General features: G+C 30.9%; 17 protein-coding genes. 9 read left to right on the plus strand and 8 right to left on the minus strand.

Features of this window, described 5'->3' with window-relative positions; genetic code table 11:
* Positions 1 to 3: 3 nt before the first annotated feature.
* Genes BUB70_RS11195 through mtaB form a run of 7 tightly spaced genes read right to left on the minus strand, consistent with a single transcriptional unit; the run spans position 4 to position 7,304 of the window.
* A complete protein-coding gene (locus BUB70_RS11195; protein WP_073121574.1) occupies positions 4 to 1,122 on the minus strand; it encodes an efflux RND transporter periplasmic adaptor subunit in 1,119 nt (372 codons plus the stop codon).
* Between the two features lie 27 nt (positions 1,123 to 1,149).
* Positions 1,150 to 2,382: an ABC transporter permease gene (locus BUB70_RS11200; protein ID WP_073121576.1), complete on the minus strand. Its 1,233-nt coding sequence runs from the start codon at positions 2,380 to 2,382 to the stop codon at positions 1,150 to 1,152.
* Positions 2,383 to 2,384: 2 nt separating this feature from the next.
* On the minus strand, positions 2,385 to 3,614 hold the full coding sequence (locus BUB70_RS11205) for an ABC transporter permease (protein WP_073121578.1): 1,230 nt from the start codon (positions 3,612 to 3,614) through the stop codon (positions 2,385 to 2,387).
* A 2-nt stretch (positions 3,615 to 3,616) separates the two neighbouring features.
* Positions 3,617 to 4,312: an ABC transporter ATP-binding protein gene (locus tag BUB70_RS11210; protein ID WP_073121580.1), complete on the minus strand. Its 696-nt coding sequence runs from the start codon at positions 4,310 to 4,312 to the stop codon at positions 3,617 to 3,619.
* A gap of 31 nt (positions 4,313 to 4,343) precedes the next feature.
* Entirely contained in the window at positions 4,344 to 5,240 is an 897-nt protein-coding gene (locus BUB70_RS11215; RefSeq protein WP_073121582.1) for a lytic transglycosylase domain-containing protein, read from the minus strand.
* A 31-nt stretch (positions 5,241 to 5,271) separates the two neighbouring features.
* Complete coding sequence (locus BUB70_RS11220) at positions 5,272 to 5,937, minus strand: YqiA/YcfP family alpha/beta fold hydrolase (RefSeq protein WP_143155293.1); 666 nt, start codon at positions 5,935 to 5,937, stop codon at positions 5,272 to 5,274.
* Between the two features lie 8 nt (positions 5,938 to 5,945).
* Positions 5,946 to 7,304 carry a tRNA (N(6)-L-threonylcarbamoyladenosine(37)-C(2))-methylthiotransferase MtaB gene (gene mtaB / locus BUB70_RS11225; protein ID WP_073121585.1) on the minus strand — a complete coding sequence of 453 codons (1,359 nt, stop codon included), beginning with the start codon at positions 7,302 to 7,304 and terminating at the stop codon, positions 5,946 to 5,948.
* A 117-nt stretch (positions 7,305 to 7,421) separates the two neighbouring features.
* Here mtaB and BUB70_RS11230 point away from each other — a divergent pair, with 117 nt between their 5' ends.
* Positions 7,422 to 9,017, plus strand: a complete 1,596-nt coding sequence (locus tag BUB70_RS11230; RefSeq protein ID WP_073121587.1) for an ABC transporter substrate-binding protein — start codon at positions 7,422 to 7,424, stop codon at positions 9,015 to 9,017.
* A 2-nt stretch (positions 9,018 to 9,019) separates the two neighbouring features.
* Entirely contained in the window at positions 9,020 to 9,364 is a 345-nt protein-coding gene (locus BUB70_RS11235) for a tRNA-binding protein (protein ID WP_073121590.1), read from the plus strand.
* Here BUB70_RS11235 and BUB70_RS11240 read toward each other — a convergent pair.
* Positions 9,351 to 10,139, minus strand: coding sequence for an SDR family NAD(P)-dependent oxidoreductase (locus tag BUB70_RS11240; protein ID WP_229742987.1), 789 nt, complete (start codon positions 10,137 to 10,139; stop codon positions 9,351 to 9,353). The two genes, BUB70_RS11235 and BUB70_RS11240, sit on opposite strands and share 14 nt — an antisense overlap.
* Positions 10,140 to 10,329: 190 nt before the next feature.
* Here BUB70_RS11240 and BUB70_RS11245 point away from each other — a divergent pair, with 190 nt between their 5' ends.
* The 7 genes from BUB70_RS11245 to BUB70_RS11275 all read left to right on the plus strand — a co-directional run bounded on the left by BUB70_RS11245 (position 10,330) and on the right by BUB70_RS11275 (position 15,528).
* Positions 10,330 to 11,682 carry an MATE family efflux transporter gene (locus BUB70_RS11245; RefSeq protein ID WP_073121596.1) on the plus strand — a complete coding sequence of 451 codons (1,353 nt, stop codon included), beginning with the start codon at positions 10,330 to 10,332 and terminating at the stop codon, positions 11,680 to 11,682.
* A 16-nt stretch (positions 11,683 to 11,698) separates the two neighbouring features.
* Positions 11,699 to 11,926, plus strand: coding sequence for a hypothetical protein (locus tag BUB70_RS11250; RefSeq protein WP_073121599.1), 228 nt, complete (start codon positions 11,699 to 11,701; stop codon positions 11,924 to 11,926).
* A 37-nt stretch (positions 11,927 to 11,963) separates the two neighbouring features.
* Entirely contained in the window at positions 11,964 to 12,584 is a 621-nt protein-coding gene (locus tag BUB70_RS11255) for an L-threonylcarbamoyladenylate synthase (protein ID WP_073121601.1), read from the plus strand.
* 9 nt (positions 12,585 to 12,593) lie between these two features.
* Positions 12,594 to 13,295 (plus strand): hypothetical protein, encoded by a 702-nt coding sequence (locus BUB70_RS11260; RefSeq protein WP_073121603.1) that lies wholly within the window; start codon positions 12,594 to 12,596, stop codon positions 13,293 to 13,295.
* Positions 13,296 to 13,358: 63 nt separating this feature from the next.
* Positions 13,359 to 13,847, plus strand: a complete 489-nt coding sequence (locus BUB70_RS11265) for a hypothetical protein (RefSeq protein ID WP_073121606.1) — start codon at positions 13,359 to 13,361, stop codon at positions 13,845 to 13,847.
* The gene (locus BUB70_RS11270; protein WP_073121609.1) at positions 13,847 to 14,599 is read left to right on the plus strand and encodes an LVIVD repeat-containing protein; all 753 of its coding nucleotides are present in this window, start codon (positions 13,847 to 13,849) and stop codon (positions 14,597 to 14,599) included. The genes BUB70_RS11265 and BUB70_RS11270 overlap by 1 nt, the downstream gene beginning before the upstream one ends.
* A gap of 164 nt (positions 14,600 to 14,763) precedes the next feature.
* On the plus strand, positions 14,764 to 15,528 hold the full coding sequence (locus BUB70_RS11275) for a hypothetical protein (protein WP_143155294.1): 765 nt from the start codon (positions 14,764 to 14,766) through the stop codon (positions 15,526 to 15,528).
* Position 15,529 lies beyond the last annotated feature (1 nt).

Consider the following 15,529-nt stretch of genomic DNA (forward strand, 5'->3'; position numbering starts at 1 on the left):
TATTTAATTTTTAGAATAATTAGAAGGATCTCCAGATACTTGATTCCAAACTTTAATTTTATCTTCTTTAGAAATTCCTTTGGTAACCTCTACATTAATTCCATCAGATAGTCCTAAAGAAATATCTTTTCGAACAAATTGTTGAGGTGTTTGTTCTATTTCAACATAAGGTTTTTCTGTTTCTTTATCGTATTGAACTAGGGATTCTTTAACGGCTAATATGTTTTCACTTTTGTCTAAAATTAAGGCAGCATTTGCACTGTAGCCAGCTCTAATATTGATACTATCGTTTAGTTTTAAAGATGCTTTAATTTTAAACATTACAGCTCCTTGTTCGTCTACACCTTTTGGAGCAATAAAGGTTAAATCAGCATTAAATTTTTTTGTATTGATAGCTCCAATAGTTATTTCTAAAGGAGTGTTTTCTTTTAGTTTACCAACTTCAGCTTCATCAACTTTTCCTTCAAAAATCATATGGTTAAGGTTGGCAATAAAAGCAATGGTGGTACCAGCGTTTAAGTTATTACTTTCAATAACTTGATCTCCTTGTTTTACAGGTATTTCTAAAATGGTTCCAGAAATAGTGGCTTTAATGTTTGTATTGGCAGATGAAGATCCTGTTGCAGAACCTAGTTTGATGATCTTATAATCTCTTTCTGCATTGGCTAAATCCTGAACAGCTTGTTTGTATTGTAAATCAGCGGTGTTAAATTCTTGATTAGCAATTACACCTTTCTCAAACAATTTTTTACTTCTTTCGTATTCTTTTGTTGTATTGTCTAGCTTAAGTTTAGCAGTTGTAACTCTACCTTTTGCGCTATTTAAAGATTGCTCATTTGGGACTACTTTAATTTTAGCAATTAAATCTCCTTCTTTTACCTGAGCTCCTTCTTCCACAAAAATTTTCTCTATAATACCAGATATTTGAGGTTTAATTTCTACTTCATCCTCAGGAATTACAGTTCCTGTAGCTACTGTTTTTTTAACAATGGTAGTCGTAAATGGCGTTTCTGTTTTATATTCTATGGCAGATTTACTGTTCTTGTCTATAAAATATTTTAGAACAAAAGCCAAAGCTCCAAATAAAACTATGATGATGATAATTTTGATAGCTTTTTTCATGATTTGATATATGTTTTTTCTTTTTTATTAACTATTTAATGCTTCTATTGGATTTACTTGTGTGGCTTTGGTTGCTGGAATTAATCCTATTAAGGTTCCTAACAAGGCTAGAATTCCAATGGCTACTAAAATTATTGGAATAGATACAGAAGAGTTTACCAAAACAGCATCGGCACCTTGTCCCCATATTTTATCAATAAAAATTAATACCAATCCTCCTCCAATAATTCCTAAAAAACCAGCAACTAAGGCTAATGTTACAGCCTCTAATATAATTTGTCTTTTTATCATAAGGGGAGTCGCTCCAATAGCTCTTCTAATTCCTATTTCTTTGGTACGTTCTTTAACGGTTATAAGTAAAATATTACCAATAGCAAAAACTCCTGCAATAAGCGTAGCAATCCCCACAAACCAAGTTAAAAATTGCATTCCTGTTAAAAAACCATTCACTCTTTCAAATTCTTTTCCTAGATTAAATCCTCCGATAGCGCGTTGATCATCGGGGTGAATGTCATGAAGGTTTTTAATTAAAAGTTTAGTATCTAGCTCTACTTGTTTAATATCACTGTCTGCTTTTCCAGTAACCATCATCATTCCAATTTTTTGTCCTGAGTTGTATATTTGTTGAAATGTAGTAAATGGAATATGGATATCTGAACTCATTCCTACATTTCCATTTTTAAAAACACCGACCACAATAAAATTAATTTTGTTGAGTTCTATATTTTCTCCAATCGGGTTTTCTTTTTCTTTAAAAAACTGCTTATAAATATCTTCGGAAAGTACAATTACCTTTCGTTTTTTATCTATATCAGATTGATTGATGAACCTACCAATGATTAAATTTTTCTTTTGAACTTTGTCTAGTACAGGAAAATCTCCGTTAATGGTATAATCACCTGTTTGAAAATTTCTAATTAAAGTTCCGTTTCTACTATTTCTAGGGACTACAAACTCAATTCCATCAACTTCTTTTTTAATGTTTTCTACGTCATTTAGATTTAATAGAATACGTTTTCCTTCTTGAAATCCGTGGAATGCTTTTTCAGTAGATCCACCCCAAATAAATACGCTATTGGTAGCAAAGTCACCAAAAAGTCTTTTAAAAGAATTTTCCATTCCCCTTGCACAACCCAATAGAGCAACAAGTAAAAAAATTCCCCAAGTAACTCCAATAACGGTAATAAATGTTCGCATTTTATTTTTACGAACACTTTCGTAAATTTCTTGCCAAGTATCTTTTTCAAATAAAAATTTCATAGCTATTCGTCTCTTAGTGCAACAATGGGTTTTATTTTAGAAGCTCTTTTGGCAGGTACATATCCAGCAATACAACCTGAAATGACTAAAGTAATCATAGCACCTATAATAATAGAAGTGTCTACTGTTGGATTGGTAATAAAATATTGTTCCAAGCTGTTACCTATTAAATTAACAGATCCAATCCCAATTAAAATTCCCACATAACCAGCTATAGATGTGATGGTAATAGATTCTAGTAAAATAAGCGCTACAATAGATTTTGGAGATGCACCTAATACCTTTCTTACTCCTAATTCTTTGTTTCGTTCACTTACTACATAAATCATAATATTACTAATACCAACAATTCCAGCGATCAAGGTTCCAAATCCTATGAAAAAGATAAGCAGTGTTAAGACCATCATAATCATATTTGTTTCTTTCACCGCTTCGGCATTATTTCTTACTCTAATAGCCCCTTGGTCTTTAGGGGAAACAACTAATATTTCTTTTAGTTGATCTTCAATAGATTTAGAAAAAGCTTCTACTTGTGGGTAACTCATGTTTTTGTTGTAGGTCAAATTTATTTGATCTACATAATCGTTATTTGCATACAAAACCTGAGCAGTACTTAGTGGAATGTATATAATTCTTTCAGCATTGTCATCTCCTTCTTTATTAAAAATTCCAACTATTTTAAAGCTAATTCCTTGTAGATTGATGTATTTTCCAACAGCATTTTTAGTTTTAAATAAATCTTCTTTAACCAATCTACCGATAACTGCTATTTTTTCTTTCTGATTTATGTCTGGAATATTGATAAACCTTCCTTTTGAAAGCTTAAAAGTTTCAATAAATTGACTTGCTGGTTGTGCTGCGGTAATAGAATAGCTATTTTTTTTATCCTGATAGGTGACATTAAAATTTTTAAAAACCTGAGCAGAAATGTGATCAATTTTATTTTTGTTGTGTCTTTTTAGGTAGTTCATTTCTTTGTTAGACAACCTAATTCTTTTTCCAGATTTGTTTCCTTTGTAAGGAATAGAAGTTCTACCAGAATAGATATATATAGCGTTAGGAGTATTGTTTACAAAAGAACTAGAAAAAGTGTTTTGTAGTCCGTTTGAAATTCCAAAAAGTAAAGTAAAAATTAAAATAGCAAATGCAATGGTAAAGCCAGAGAGAATACTTCTTAATTTATTTTTACTAATGCTTTGGAATATTTCTCCCCATAAATCTCTATCAAACATAATTAAATATTTATGTGGTGGGCTATTTTTTCATCACTCATAATAACACCATCTTTTAATCTAACAATTCTATTGGTTTGTTCAGCAACATCTTCTTCGTGGGTAATAATCACTACAGTCATTCCCTCTTTGTTAATGTTTTTTAACAACTCCATAGTAGTTTGAGTGGTTACAGAATCTAAAGCTCCTGTAGGTTCATCAGCCAAGATGATTTTTGGTTGAGTAACTAAAGCTCTAGCAATAGCTACACGTTGTTTTTGTCCACCAGATAATTCGTTTGGTAAGTGAGTTGCCCAAGGTTTTAAACCTACTTTGTCTAAATATTCTAAAGCTATTTTTTCACGTTCCTTTTTGTTGTATCCACCTTTGTAATAAAGAGGTAAAGCTACATTTTCAATAGCTGTTTTATAGGATATCAAATTAAAAGACTGAAAGATGAAACCTATAAAATGATTTCTTAGTAAAGCTGCTTTTTTTTCGTTAAGGTTTTTGATGACTTCATTATTCAACTTATAAGTTCCTTCATCATGAGAGTCTAATAAACCAATAATATTTAAAAATGTTGATTTACCTGAACCAGATGAACCCATTATGGAGATAAATTCTCCTTCTTTTACATGAAGATTAATTCCTTTAAGTACGTGTAAAGAATCGTGTCCTACTTTATAAGATTTGTGTAGGTTTTCAATCTGAATCATAACTTTTTCTTTTTCGATTTAAATATATAGATTATTTTACAGTTTCAGGAATTTTAATTTTGTATAATTTTCTAGATCTGTTATTTAACTCATTTTCTCTTAACCAAGGATTTAGAATTTTTAATTCTTTGTAATTGGTGTTAAAATTTTTAGCAAAACTAGCTATGTTAGTTATGGCAGTATCTACTTTTACGGTTTTGTACGTTGGTAATTTATACAAGTCATTTTTTTCGTAAACAAAACCATAATCATAAGGTTTGCTTAAAATTTCTTTTACGGCAATTATTCTTGGGATGTATCTAGATGTTTCATCGGGTAACAAAACATCATAATAAGAAGTAACCATTTGTTCTTCCATTCTTCTTCCAAGTCCATTAATTCCAATATTGTATGATGCAGCAGCGGCAGTCCATGTTCCAAATTCTTCTTTGGCTTTAAGAATGTATTGACAAGCAGCGTTGGTTGCTTTTTCTAAATCATAACGTTCATCAACATTACTATTCACCTCTAAACCATATTCTCTAGCGGTAGCTGGCATTAATTGCCAAAAACCTTTGGCACCTGCAGGAGAAGTAACGTTTTGTAACCCACTTTCAATGACTGCTAAATATTTAAAATCATCAGGAATGTTATTTTTTTTAAGAATAGGCTCAATGATAGGAAAGAATTTATGAGCTCTTTTAATCAATAGCAATCCGTTAGATTGCCAATATGTGTTTACTAAAAACTCTTTATCTACTCTCTCTTTCACATCAATATTATGAATAGGAATTCCTTCTCCAGCAAATTGAATTCCGTTTGGTATTTTTAATGCTTTGATAATATAATTCTCTCCAGTTTTTTTAGTAGATGGAGTTGCGTTGGTAAAAAAAGGTATAGATATTAAGATTGCTCCAGTGGAGACAATCCATATAAGATGTTTTTTCATAAGAATAGATTTAATAAATAAGTTACAAAAATTAAGCCAAACAACGAAGGATATGTTGTTGAATAGTACTGCTTTTGGTAAGAATCATTACATGGGTTCCATTCTTAATGATTTCACAATTTTTGATATAGTGAATAGGAATAATTTTATCAGCATCTCCGTGAAGATGGAACAGGTCTACGTGATTATTACATCCTTTCCAGTATAAAAAGGAACGAACTGCCCATTGGGTGTAAAGTTTGTTTCTAAGAGGTAAAAATTTTCTATAAACGCTTAAAGTATTCCTAACCTTTTTACTTCCGTTTTTGTGTAAAAGGTTTTCAGACCAATTTATAAAACTAATGGGAAGTAGTTTATGAATTTTTGTTGCTTTTACAGTTTTAAAAAAAGGACTGTATTCTTCAGGGCTTTTTACGCTTGAAATAAGAATGATTTTTTTAGCTGGAATGATTTGTGCAATTTCTTGAGCCAAAACTCCACCAAAAGAAACACCTACTAAGACAGGATTTTTTTCAGTAATCTGTTTTGCAAAACGTTTGGTATAATCTGTTAAAGATTCTTTTTTAGAATGGGGCATAATCCATTCTAAAAAATGCATTTTATATTTTTCTTTTGGTAATTGTATGCGTTCAAAAATGGCTGAACAAGCAGACATTCCTGGTAAAAAATAAACGTGTGTAATGTTTTCTGTTTTCAATGGGGGGATTAAATCAATTCCCTCAAATTTACAATTTTTTCTGTAGGTTGATGAATCCAATCAAAACGAACAGAACCGTCTTCATCAATTTCTGTCAATTTAATTTCATGTAATTCATTTACCAAACTAGGGTTCCAAGGTGTTTTTACTTTAACGTAGTTTTCTGTAAATCCGTGAATATAACCTTCTTTGTTTTCACTTTCAAACAAAACAGTGTGTATACTTCCTAGTTGACTTTCATAAAAAGCTCTACGTTTTTTAACAGATAAACCACGTAACATTTTACTACGTTTTGCTCTTACATTTTTAGGAACCACTCCGTCCATATCTGCTGCTTCTGTATTGTCTCTTTCAGAATAGGTAAATACGTGTAAATAAGAAATGTCTAAGTCACTCAAAAACTTATAAGTCTCTAAGAAAATCTCATCCGTTTCTCCAGGAAATCCAACAATGACATCCACACCAATACAAGCATTAGGCATGGTTTCTTTAATTCTAGCCACACGGTTTATATACAAATCACTCATATAACGACGTTTCATTTTTTTCAAAATGGTATCGCTTCCGCTCTGTAATGGAATATGAAAATGAGGAACAAAACTGTTTGAGGTGCTTACAAATTCAATAGTTTCATCTTTTAACAAGTTAGGTTCAATAGAAGAAATTCGCAATCTGTGAATTCCATCTACTTTATCTAAGGCTTGTACCAGTTCGTAAAAAGTATGTTCGTGTTTTTTGTTACCAAATTCACCTTTTCCGTAATCTCCAATATTTACTCCCGTTAATACAATTTCTTTAATTCCGCGTTCAGAAATTTCTTTGGCATTTTTTAACACATTTTCCAATGTATCACTTCTAGAAATTCCACGAGCTAGAGGAATGGTGCAATAAGTACATTTGTAATCACAACCATCTTGTACTTTTAAGAAAGCACGAGTTCTATCACCAATAGAATAAGATCCTACATAAAAATCAGCTTCTTCAATTTCACAAGAATGTACTTCTCCTAAATCGTTTTTAGACAAATCATTAATGTAATCAGTTACTTTAAATTTTTCGGTGGCTCCCAAAACCAAATCCACCCCATCAACAGCGGCTAATTCTTCTGGTTTTAATTGAGCATAACATCCCACGGCAATTAAAAAAGCATTGTCGTTTTTCTTTAAAGCATTTTTTACGATGGTCTTAAAACGTTTGTCCGCATTGTCGGTTACAGAACATGTATTGATGACATAAATATCAGCCTGTTCTTCAAAATCTACACGAGTAAAACCCTCGTCTTGAAAGCTACGAGCAATGGTAGAAGTTTCTGAAAAATTAAGTTTACAACCCAATGTGTAAAAAGCTACTTTTTTTTGCGGACTCATTCTTGTAAATTTACGGGGCACAAAGGTACGTTTTTTCTACGATATTGAGGTATTTGTTATGAGTTGATTTTTGTGTTTTTGTATAGGTAATAAATTCATTTGTAGTAAATTAACCCGATGATTAAAAAAATAATAAGTTTTTTATGTATTGTTTTGTGCTTGATTTCTTGTCAAGATAAAGTAAGTAAACACGACCTTTCTGAGGTGTTTAGGTACAATGAAAAAGACAATATCACTTCTTTAGATCCTGCTTTTGCTAAAAATGAACCCAATGTTTGGGCCACCAATCAGCTATTTAATGGCTTGGTTGTTTTTGATGATAGTTTAAATGTAAAACCTTGCATAGCCAAATCGTGGAGTATTTCTAATGAGAATAAAACTTATGAATTTATATTAAGAGATGATGTTTATTTTCACAAAAACATCGCTTTTGGAAAAGACAGCACCAGAACAGTTACTGCACATGATTTTGAATATAGTTTTAATAGAATATTAGATCCTAAAGTAGCTTCTTCGGGAAGATGGGTGATGCAAAATGTAAAAAGTTTTAAAGCTGTTAACGATTCTGTTTTTAGAATAAATTTACAAACTGCTTTTCCTCCATTTTTAGGATTGTTGTCTATGCAATATTGTACTGTGGTTCCTAAAGAAGCGGTGGAATATTACGGAACTGAATTTAGATCAAACCCAGTGGGAACAGGACCTTTTCAGTTTAAACTGTGGGTAGAAAATACAAAGTTGGTGTTTAGAAAAAATCCATTGTATTTTGAGAAAGATGAAAAAGGAAATAAATTACCGTATTTAGAAGCCGTGGCGGTGACTTTTTATGCCGATAAACAAACGGAGTTTTTACAATTTATTCAAGGAAATTCCGATGTCTTGTATGATTTGCATACTTCTTATAAAGACGAATTACTATCGCCTACAGGAATTTTATTACCTAAGTACAAAGACAAATTAGCTTTAGATAAAACACCTTACTTAATTACCGAATACATTGCCTTTTTTATGGAGGGAGAAACAGTTGATAACAATTTATTAATTAGAAAAGCGATAAATGTTGGTTTTGATAGAGCCAAAATGTTACGATATTTAAGAAACAATATTGGAAATCCTGCTACCGGATTTATTCCAAAAGGATTGCCTGCTCATCATCAAGAAAATATAGATTTATATCAGCCAGAAAAGGCCAAAGCTTACATAGAGCAGTATAAAAAAGAGACAGGAAATTTACATCCTAGTATTAAAATAGCTACAAACTCTAGTTATACAGATTTGTTTGAATTTATTCAGAGAGAGTTACAAGGAATAGGGTTAAACATCGAATTAGAAATTTTGCCATCGCCTATTTTAAGACAATTAAAAGCGAATGGGAAATTGCCAACTTTTAGAGTAGGTTGGATTGCAGATTATCCGGATGCAGAAAACTTTTTATCACTTTTTTATAGTAAGAATTTTGCTCCACAAGGACCAAATTATTCACATTATAAAAATCCTGTTTTTGATGAGTTGTATGAAAAATCATTAGGAATTACCGATAGAAATGAACGAGTGAAAATTTACAAACAAATGGATAGTATTATTATGGAAGAAGTGCCTGTAGTTTCTTTATTTTATGATGAAATTATTCGTTTTAAACATGAGAATGTAAAAGGATTAACCACTAATCCTACTAATTTATTGAATTTAAAAAAGGTATACAAAACAAAATAGTAATGGAAAATACATCAACAATTACATGGGAAGATTTCGCTAAAGTTGACATGAGAATTGGAACCATCATCAATGCAGAAATATTTAAAGAAGTAAAGAGACCTGCTTATAAATTAATGATAGATTTTGGAGAGATAGGAATCAAAAAAAGTTCAGCACAAATCACAAAATTGTATCAGCCAGAAAAATTAATAGGAAAACAAGTGGTAGCAGTTGTAAATTTTCCTGCAAAGCAAATTGCAAATATGATGAGTGAGTGTTTGGTGATTGCAGGAGTAGGTCAAGAGAACGATATTGTTTTAATACAACCAGAAAGGAAGATGCTTAACGGAACTAAAATAGGTTGAATTTAGTTTCTTGTAGTTTTCGTACTTGTTTTAAAATGTTTTTCTTGGAGATAAAAGGTAATAATTTCATCGATATTTTTTGACTAAAACTCAGTCCAGAAATACGATCTAGCTCACCAGAAATCATGGCATTGTAACCGTCTTCTGCTACAGATTTAGCACTCGCAGTTTTTTTAAACAATGCTGTTTTATCCATGCCAGAAACAGCTCCAAAATTAGTTTCGGTAGCTCCAGGCATTAAATTAGTAACCGTAATATTGGTGTTTCTTAGTTCTTCAGAAATAGCGTTGGAGAAAGAGGTGACATATGCCTTAGTAGCAAAATAAACAGCTTGTAATGGACCAGACATTAAACTTGCTGTGGAAGAAACATTTAATATTTTTCCTTCGTTTCTGTCTACAAAATCTTTCAGAAAGATATGAGTTAAAGCTGTTAGCGAAACAACGTTGAGTTGAATCATATTTAAGTCATCATACAAATCTCTTTCATGAAATTTTCCAACTCCCCCAAATCCTGCATTGTTAATTAAATAATCAACAGTAATGTTTTGAGAGATCACTTCGGTATAAACTTCTTGTGCAGCATTTAAAAAGGTTAAATCTTTTTGAATCACATATACGGAGACTTTAAAAATAGATTCAATGTCGTTTTTTAGCTCTAACAAAGTGTTAAAATTTCTAGCTACTAAAACCAAATTCCCTTTGTTTTTAGCATGTATGTAAGCCAATTCCTTTCCAATGCCACTGCTTGCTCCTGTAATTAATGCTGTTTTCATAATTAATATAGTAAAGGTTTATTTTGCTATTGATATAATGATAAATGTAGAGAAAACATATTTGATAATTACTGACAAACAACAGTTTAACATAGATTTAATAAGTGTAAAAGTTCATGAAATCTTATGTGTAAATCATTATAGTACGATTTAAAACTTCGTATCTTCGCGCAGATTTTAAAATACCCTTATGAATATCAAACAGTATACTTCAGAATTTAAAACAAACATAGCTTTGGCTGTACCTGTAATGTTAGGGCAGTTAGGACATGTATTGGTTGGTTTTGCTGATAATATTATGGTGGGAGAATTAGGGGCACCAGCTTTGGCTGCGGTTTCTTTGGCCAATTCAATCTTTTTTATTCTAATGGGACTAGGTGTTGGTTTTTCTTTTGCCATGACTCCTTTAATTTCGGAAGCAGATGCGGCTAAAAATTATATGGAAGGAAAAAAAAGCTACCAACATGGGGTGATTATTTTATCTGTTTTAGGAGTTGTTTTAGCAGGAATTTTGTTGCTCATGGAGCCTTTGTTAGGGATGATGAATCAACCTGAAGATGTAGTTGTTTTAGCCATTCCATATTATAATGTATTGGCTTTTTCTATGATTCCTTTATTGATTTTCCAAGCCATTAAACAATTTACTGATGGATTGAGTTTAACAAAATATGCTATGATTGCTATTTTGGGATCTAACTGTATTAATGTATTATTGAACTATATTTTAATTTACGGAAAGTTTGGAACTCCTGCTTTAGGAGCTGTAGGAGCTGCTTATGGAACTTTGGTGTCAAGAGTTTTAATGATTTTTGTATTGCTTTATTTCATCAGTAAAAGAAAAAAGTTTCAGCCTTATAAAATAGCTATTTCTTGGTTTTCATTAGAAAAAGAAAGAGTTATTAAGATATTTAAATTGGGGTATCCAACTGCTTTGCAAATGTTTTTTGAAATCGGAATTTTTGCCTCAGCGGTATTGTTGTCTGGAATGATTGGTACTGATGAACAAGCAGCAAATCAAATAGCATTAAACTTATCAACCATGACATTTATGGTGGCTACAGGAGTAGCGGTTACGGCAACCATTCGTGTAGGAAATCAAAAAGGATTAAAAGATTATTACAACTTAAAAAGAATCGCCATTTCTAATATTGTTTTAATGATTATCATTTCTATTGTTGCAGCCATTGGGTTTATGAGTTTAAGAACTTATTTACCTTGGATTTATATAGATGATGAAAACGTAGTAAACATTGCGGCTAAATTGTTAATTATTGCTGGTTTATTCCAAATATCAGATGGAATTCAGGTAGTGGTGCTAGGAGCGTTAAGAGGTTTACAAGATATGTATGTGCCAATGTGGTTGGTTTTTGTGTCTTATTGGATTATTGGTTTTCCGATTTGTTACTATTTAGGATTAAAAACTGACTTGGGAACTTTTGGAGTTTGGATTGGCCTGTTGGTAGGATTAACAGTTTCTGCTACTTTATTGTATATAAGGTTTCAACGTTTAACAAAAAGATTACTTTTGTCAGAGCATTCATAAATAAATTAAAAAATATATGGAATTACCAAGGTTTATATTAGCAGATAATACAGAGTGTCCTGAAGATATTTTTGTGATTCATACAGAATTTCCAAGATTTATTATTAACTTAAAGGATGATGAAATTGAATTGTGGGACGATTTAGAAGGAAGTGATGAAGAAGAGCTTTCTATGCAAGTAGCACAATTTATTGAAGAAGCTTCTGAGTTTTACGATGAAGAAATGAAAAAGTATTCTGAATAATATAGATATCATCATCAATATTTGAGCTTAGAATAAAATGGCAAAATTAGTTAGAATATATCCTGAAAATCCCAACGAAAAAGAGATTCTTAAAATTGTTGAGGTGCTTAAAAATGGAGGTGTGATCATCTATCCATCGGATACTGTTTATGCTTTAGGTTGCGATATTACCAACTATAAAGCCATGGAAAGGGTGGCTAAAATTAAAAACATCAAACTAGAAAAAAACACATTTTCTATTGTTTGTAACGATTTAAGTCATTTGTCAGATTATGTAAAACCTATTGATACCAGTACGTTTAAAATCTTGAAAAGAGCTTTTCCGGGGCCTTATACTTTTGTGCTTCCTGCCATTAATAATATGCCCAAAGCTTTTAAAAAACGTAAAACGGTTGGGATTCGTGTTCCAGACAATAGTATTACAAGAAGAATTATAGAATTGTTAGGAAATCCTCTGGTGTCTTCTTCTATTTATGATGAAGATGAGGTGATTGAATACACAACAGATCCAGAATTAATTCACGAAAAGTGGGATGATATTGTAGATGTTGTGATTGATGGCGGATATGGTGACAATGTTGCTTCAACTGTAATTGATTTAAGTGAAGGAGAACCTATAGTACTTAGAGAAGGAAAAGGAAGTTTAGATATTTTATAATCTATTTTGATGCGTCATCAATTAAGTACAGAAGATGATTTTCTGTTTCACTCCCTTCAAATTGAAATCAAACAACTCTCAGTTAGAATTCAATCTGTAAAATCAGAAATATTTGAATTTGAAAACTTTTTAAGGAATGAATTAGAAAGTGAAATTATTGAGGAACAAGAGTTGTCTGTACTTTACAGAAATCTTCAAAAAGCAAAAAAACAAAAAAGACTTGCTCAAAAAAAGAAAGGTAAAAATTATAAAGAGCCTAATACTGTTCCTGTAGTTTCTAAAATTACCGAAGAACAAAAAACAGAGTTAAAAGACAAGAAAAAATTGTACAGAGAGGCGATGTTGTTTGTGCATCCTGATAGATTTTCTAACAACGAGCAAGATGAAGATTTAGCTACTGAAATTACCACAGAGTTGATACGAGTTTACAAACAAGGAACTTTCGTTGAATTGCAACAACTTCATCAGCAAATTACCTCTCAAAAAAAACTTGCTAACATTCAAATTTCTCAAGAAAAGCAATTAGATACTTTAGAATTGCTGCAGCAGAAAAAAGAAGATTTACAAAAAGAATTAGCTCAATTACAAAAAAGACATACTTATGTAGTTTTGACCACTTACGCGAATCCTAAAGAATATTTACAAGAAGTAAAAGCTTATTACGAGGATAGATTGTTTAAGTTGAGAAAGCGTACTAGGAAAGGTTTGTAGATGGGATAACTTTTATTTAATACTATAGTTATAGGTATTTTTTGTTTCTTTGTTAAAAAAGAAATGAAAAGAATTTTTGGTATTTCCGTTTTATTGTTAATGGTAAATTGCGGTTTTTTAGGAGAACCTATTGATGTTGAGTCCATTTATGAACCTGTACAAATGACTAGAGAAGAACTTAAATCTTCTATCGTAATGTCTGACTCCAAAGCAGTCGTAGAATCAGGGAAAATATATATCAAAGATGATTATATTTTTGTAAACGAAAAAAACGAGGGATTTCATATTTATGACAATTCTAATCCATCAAATCCAATCAAAGTTAGGTTTTTAAAAGTATCCGGAGCTACTGATATTGCAATAAGAGGAAATGTGTTTTACATTAATCAAGCTACAGATTTAGTGACGCTTCGTTTTAATCGTACAAATTACAGTGTCGTAGAAACAGGTAGAGAAATTAAAGTTTTTACACCTTTAGAGGTAAGTCCAGATGGTGGTTATTTTACTGCTGAAGAAGGAAAAATAATTACAAAATTTATAAAAAAAGACTAATGAAAAAGCTATTATTTATATTAAGTGTAATTGTTTTAGTTGGATGTGATCAAAACTCATCTGATACTGTTGGTAGTTCAGAAACACCTGCTGATGGTCAAGGAGGTTCTTTAGCTACTTTTACTTTGAAAGGGGATTATTTATATACTGTTGATAATAGTAAATTAAATTCATTTTTAATTTCAGGAAATCATCAAGAGAATCCTGCTTTTGTGGATGCAGTAACTGTAGGTTTTGGAATAGAAACTTTATCTGGATTTGGAGATAATTTGTTTATTGGGAGTTCTAGCGCTATGTATATTTATAATTTAGAGAATCCAGAACGCCCTAAATTCAAATCAATCTCTAGACATTTTAGAGCTTGTGATCCTGTAATTGCAAATCAGAACAATGCTTTTGTGACCGTAAGAAGTGGTAATAGGTGTGGAGGTGATATCAATCAGTTAAAGATTTATGATATTATAGATGTTGAAAATCCAATATTATTATTAGATAAAACACTAGTCGAGCCTAAAGGAATGGCTTTGTATGACCAATACATTTTTGTTGCAGATACTGCTATTAGAGTTTATGATATTTCAAAGATAGAAAGTGGTGAGATTTCGTTTGTAAAGAAAATCGATGTATTTGTAAATGATTTGATTATTAGAGAAAATCATCTTTTCGCAATTGGTGATTCAGGAGTATATCAATATGATTTAGAAAATTCAACAGGCTTAGAAATAACAACCACCAGTGAATTGTTGTTTTAAAAAAGAGTTTAGATAATCAAAAAAGATAAATTTAATTCTAAAAAACTGAATCATGAATTATAACTTTCTGAATATGAATTGTTTTAAAAAATATATGCTTAAACTTTTAACCAAGATTGTTTTTTTGGTTTCATTTTTGTGATTGTATTTTTCAAAAAAAGCTTTTGAAAAACCTATTCATGTTTATTCTTGTGGTTTCCACTGTATCAAGTAGTTTCTCGCAGGAGGTAAAATTCTTAAAAGGACTTGTTGTAAACGATTCTATTGATGTTGCAGATGTGACCGTCACAAATAAAAATCTAAAACAAAGCACCAAAACCAATAATTCAGGAGTTTTTGAATTACCTGTTAGAATTGGGGATTCAATTATGGTTTCTGCTATTCATATCAATAAAATTTCATTATTAATTACCCAAGAAATTATAGATAATGAATCTTTAAAAATTGAGGTAGAAGAAAATATAAATAATATGGAAGAAGTAGTGCTTAATAATGTTTTAAGTGAATCGTCATTAAGTTTTAATGTAGGACCAACCACCAATCCTGATCCAGAAAAATTGGAAAGAATTAAATTAAAACATTTAACAAATACAGATCCTACTAGAACTTTTCAAGGAGGAAACATATTAGGATTGTTTTCTTTGGTTTCTAAATTATTTAAAAACAAGAATGGTAAGAAATATTTAAGCAAGCAAGAAAAAAGAGTGAGGTTTGAGAGGTTTAAAGTTGATTTTGTCAAAGAATTTGGAAGCTCTTTTTTTACAGATGATTTAAATATATCTGAGTTTAGAATAGATGAATTTTTAACATTTTGTAATCAAAAAAAATCTATATATAAGATGTATTCAAAAGATGAAAAACTAGAATTAATAGACTTTCTAATCAAACAAAGTAAGGAATATAAAAAAGAGATGAATATTGAAAATTAAT

The organism is Wenyingzhuangia marina, from assembly GCF_900130035.1.
In the GTDB taxonomy this organism is placed as follows: domain Bacteria; phylum Bacteroidota; class Bacteroidia; order Flavobacteriales; family Flavobacteriaceae; genus Wenyingzhuangia; species Wenyingzhuangia marina.

Excerpts from the sequence above, each read along its gene's own strand:
- BUB70_RS11265 (WP_073121606.1), top strand. The coding sequence starts at position 13,359 with ATGAAAAGAATTTTTGGTATTTCCGTTTTATTGTTAATGGTAAATTGC.
- BUB70_RS11215 (WP_073121582.1), bottom strand. The coding sequence starts at position 5,240 with ATGAAAAAACATCTTATATGGATTGTCTCCACTGGAGCAATCTTAATA.
- BUB70_RS11230 (WP_073121587.1), top strand. The coding sequence starts at position 7,422 with ATGATTAAAAAAATAATAAGTTTTTTATGTATTGTTTTGTGCTTGATT.
- BUB70_RS11245 (WP_073121596.1), top strand. The coding sequence starts at position 10,330 with ATGAATATCAAACAGTATACTTCAGAATTTAAAACAAACATAGCTTTG.
- BUB70_RS11235 (WP_073121590.1), top strand. The coding sequence starts at position 9,020 with ATGGAAAATACATCAACAATTACATGGGAAGATTTCGCTAAAGTTGAC.
- BUB70_RS11240 (WP_229742987.1), bottom strand. The coding sequence starts at position 10,139 with ATGAAAACAGCATTAATTACAGGAGCAAGCAGTGGCATTGGAAAGGAA.
- BUB70_RS11270 (WP_073121609.1), top strand. The coding sequence starts at position 13,847 with ATGAAAAAGCTATTATTTATATTAAGTGTAATTGTTTTAGTTGGATGT.
- BUB70_RS11195 (WP_073121574.1), bottom strand. The coding sequence starts at position 1,122 with ATGAAAAAAGCTATCAAAATTATCATCATCATAGTTTTATTTGGAGCT.
- BUB70_RS11205 (WP_073121578.1), bottom strand. The coding sequence starts at position 3,614 with ATGTTTGATAGAGATTTATGGGGAGAAATATTCCAAAGCATTAGTAAA.
- BUB70_RS11250 (WP_073121599.1), top strand. The coding sequence starts at position 11,699 with ATGGAATTACCAAGGTTTATATTAGCAGATAATACAGAGTGTCCTGAA.
- BUB70_RS11260 (WP_073121603.1), top strand. The coding sequence starts at position 12,594 with ATGCGTCATCAATTAAGTACAGAAGATGATTTTCTGTTTCACTCCCTT.
- BUB70_RS11210 (WP_073121580.1), bottom strand. The coding sequence starts at position 4,312 with ATGATTCAGATTGAAAACCTACACAAATCTTATAAAGTAGGACACGAT.
- BUB70_RS11255 (WP_073121601.1), top strand. The coding sequence starts at position 11,964 with ATGGCAAAATTAGTTAGAATATATCCTGAAAATCCCAACGAAAAAGAG.
- mtaB (WP_073121585.1), bottom strand. The coding sequence starts at position 7,304 with ATGAGTCCGCAAAAAAAAGTAGCTTTTTACACATTGGGTTGTAAACTT.
- BUB70_RS11200 (WP_073121576.1), bottom strand. The coding sequence starts at position 2,382 with ATGAAATTTTTATTTGAAAAAGATACTTGGCAAGAAATTTACGAAAGT.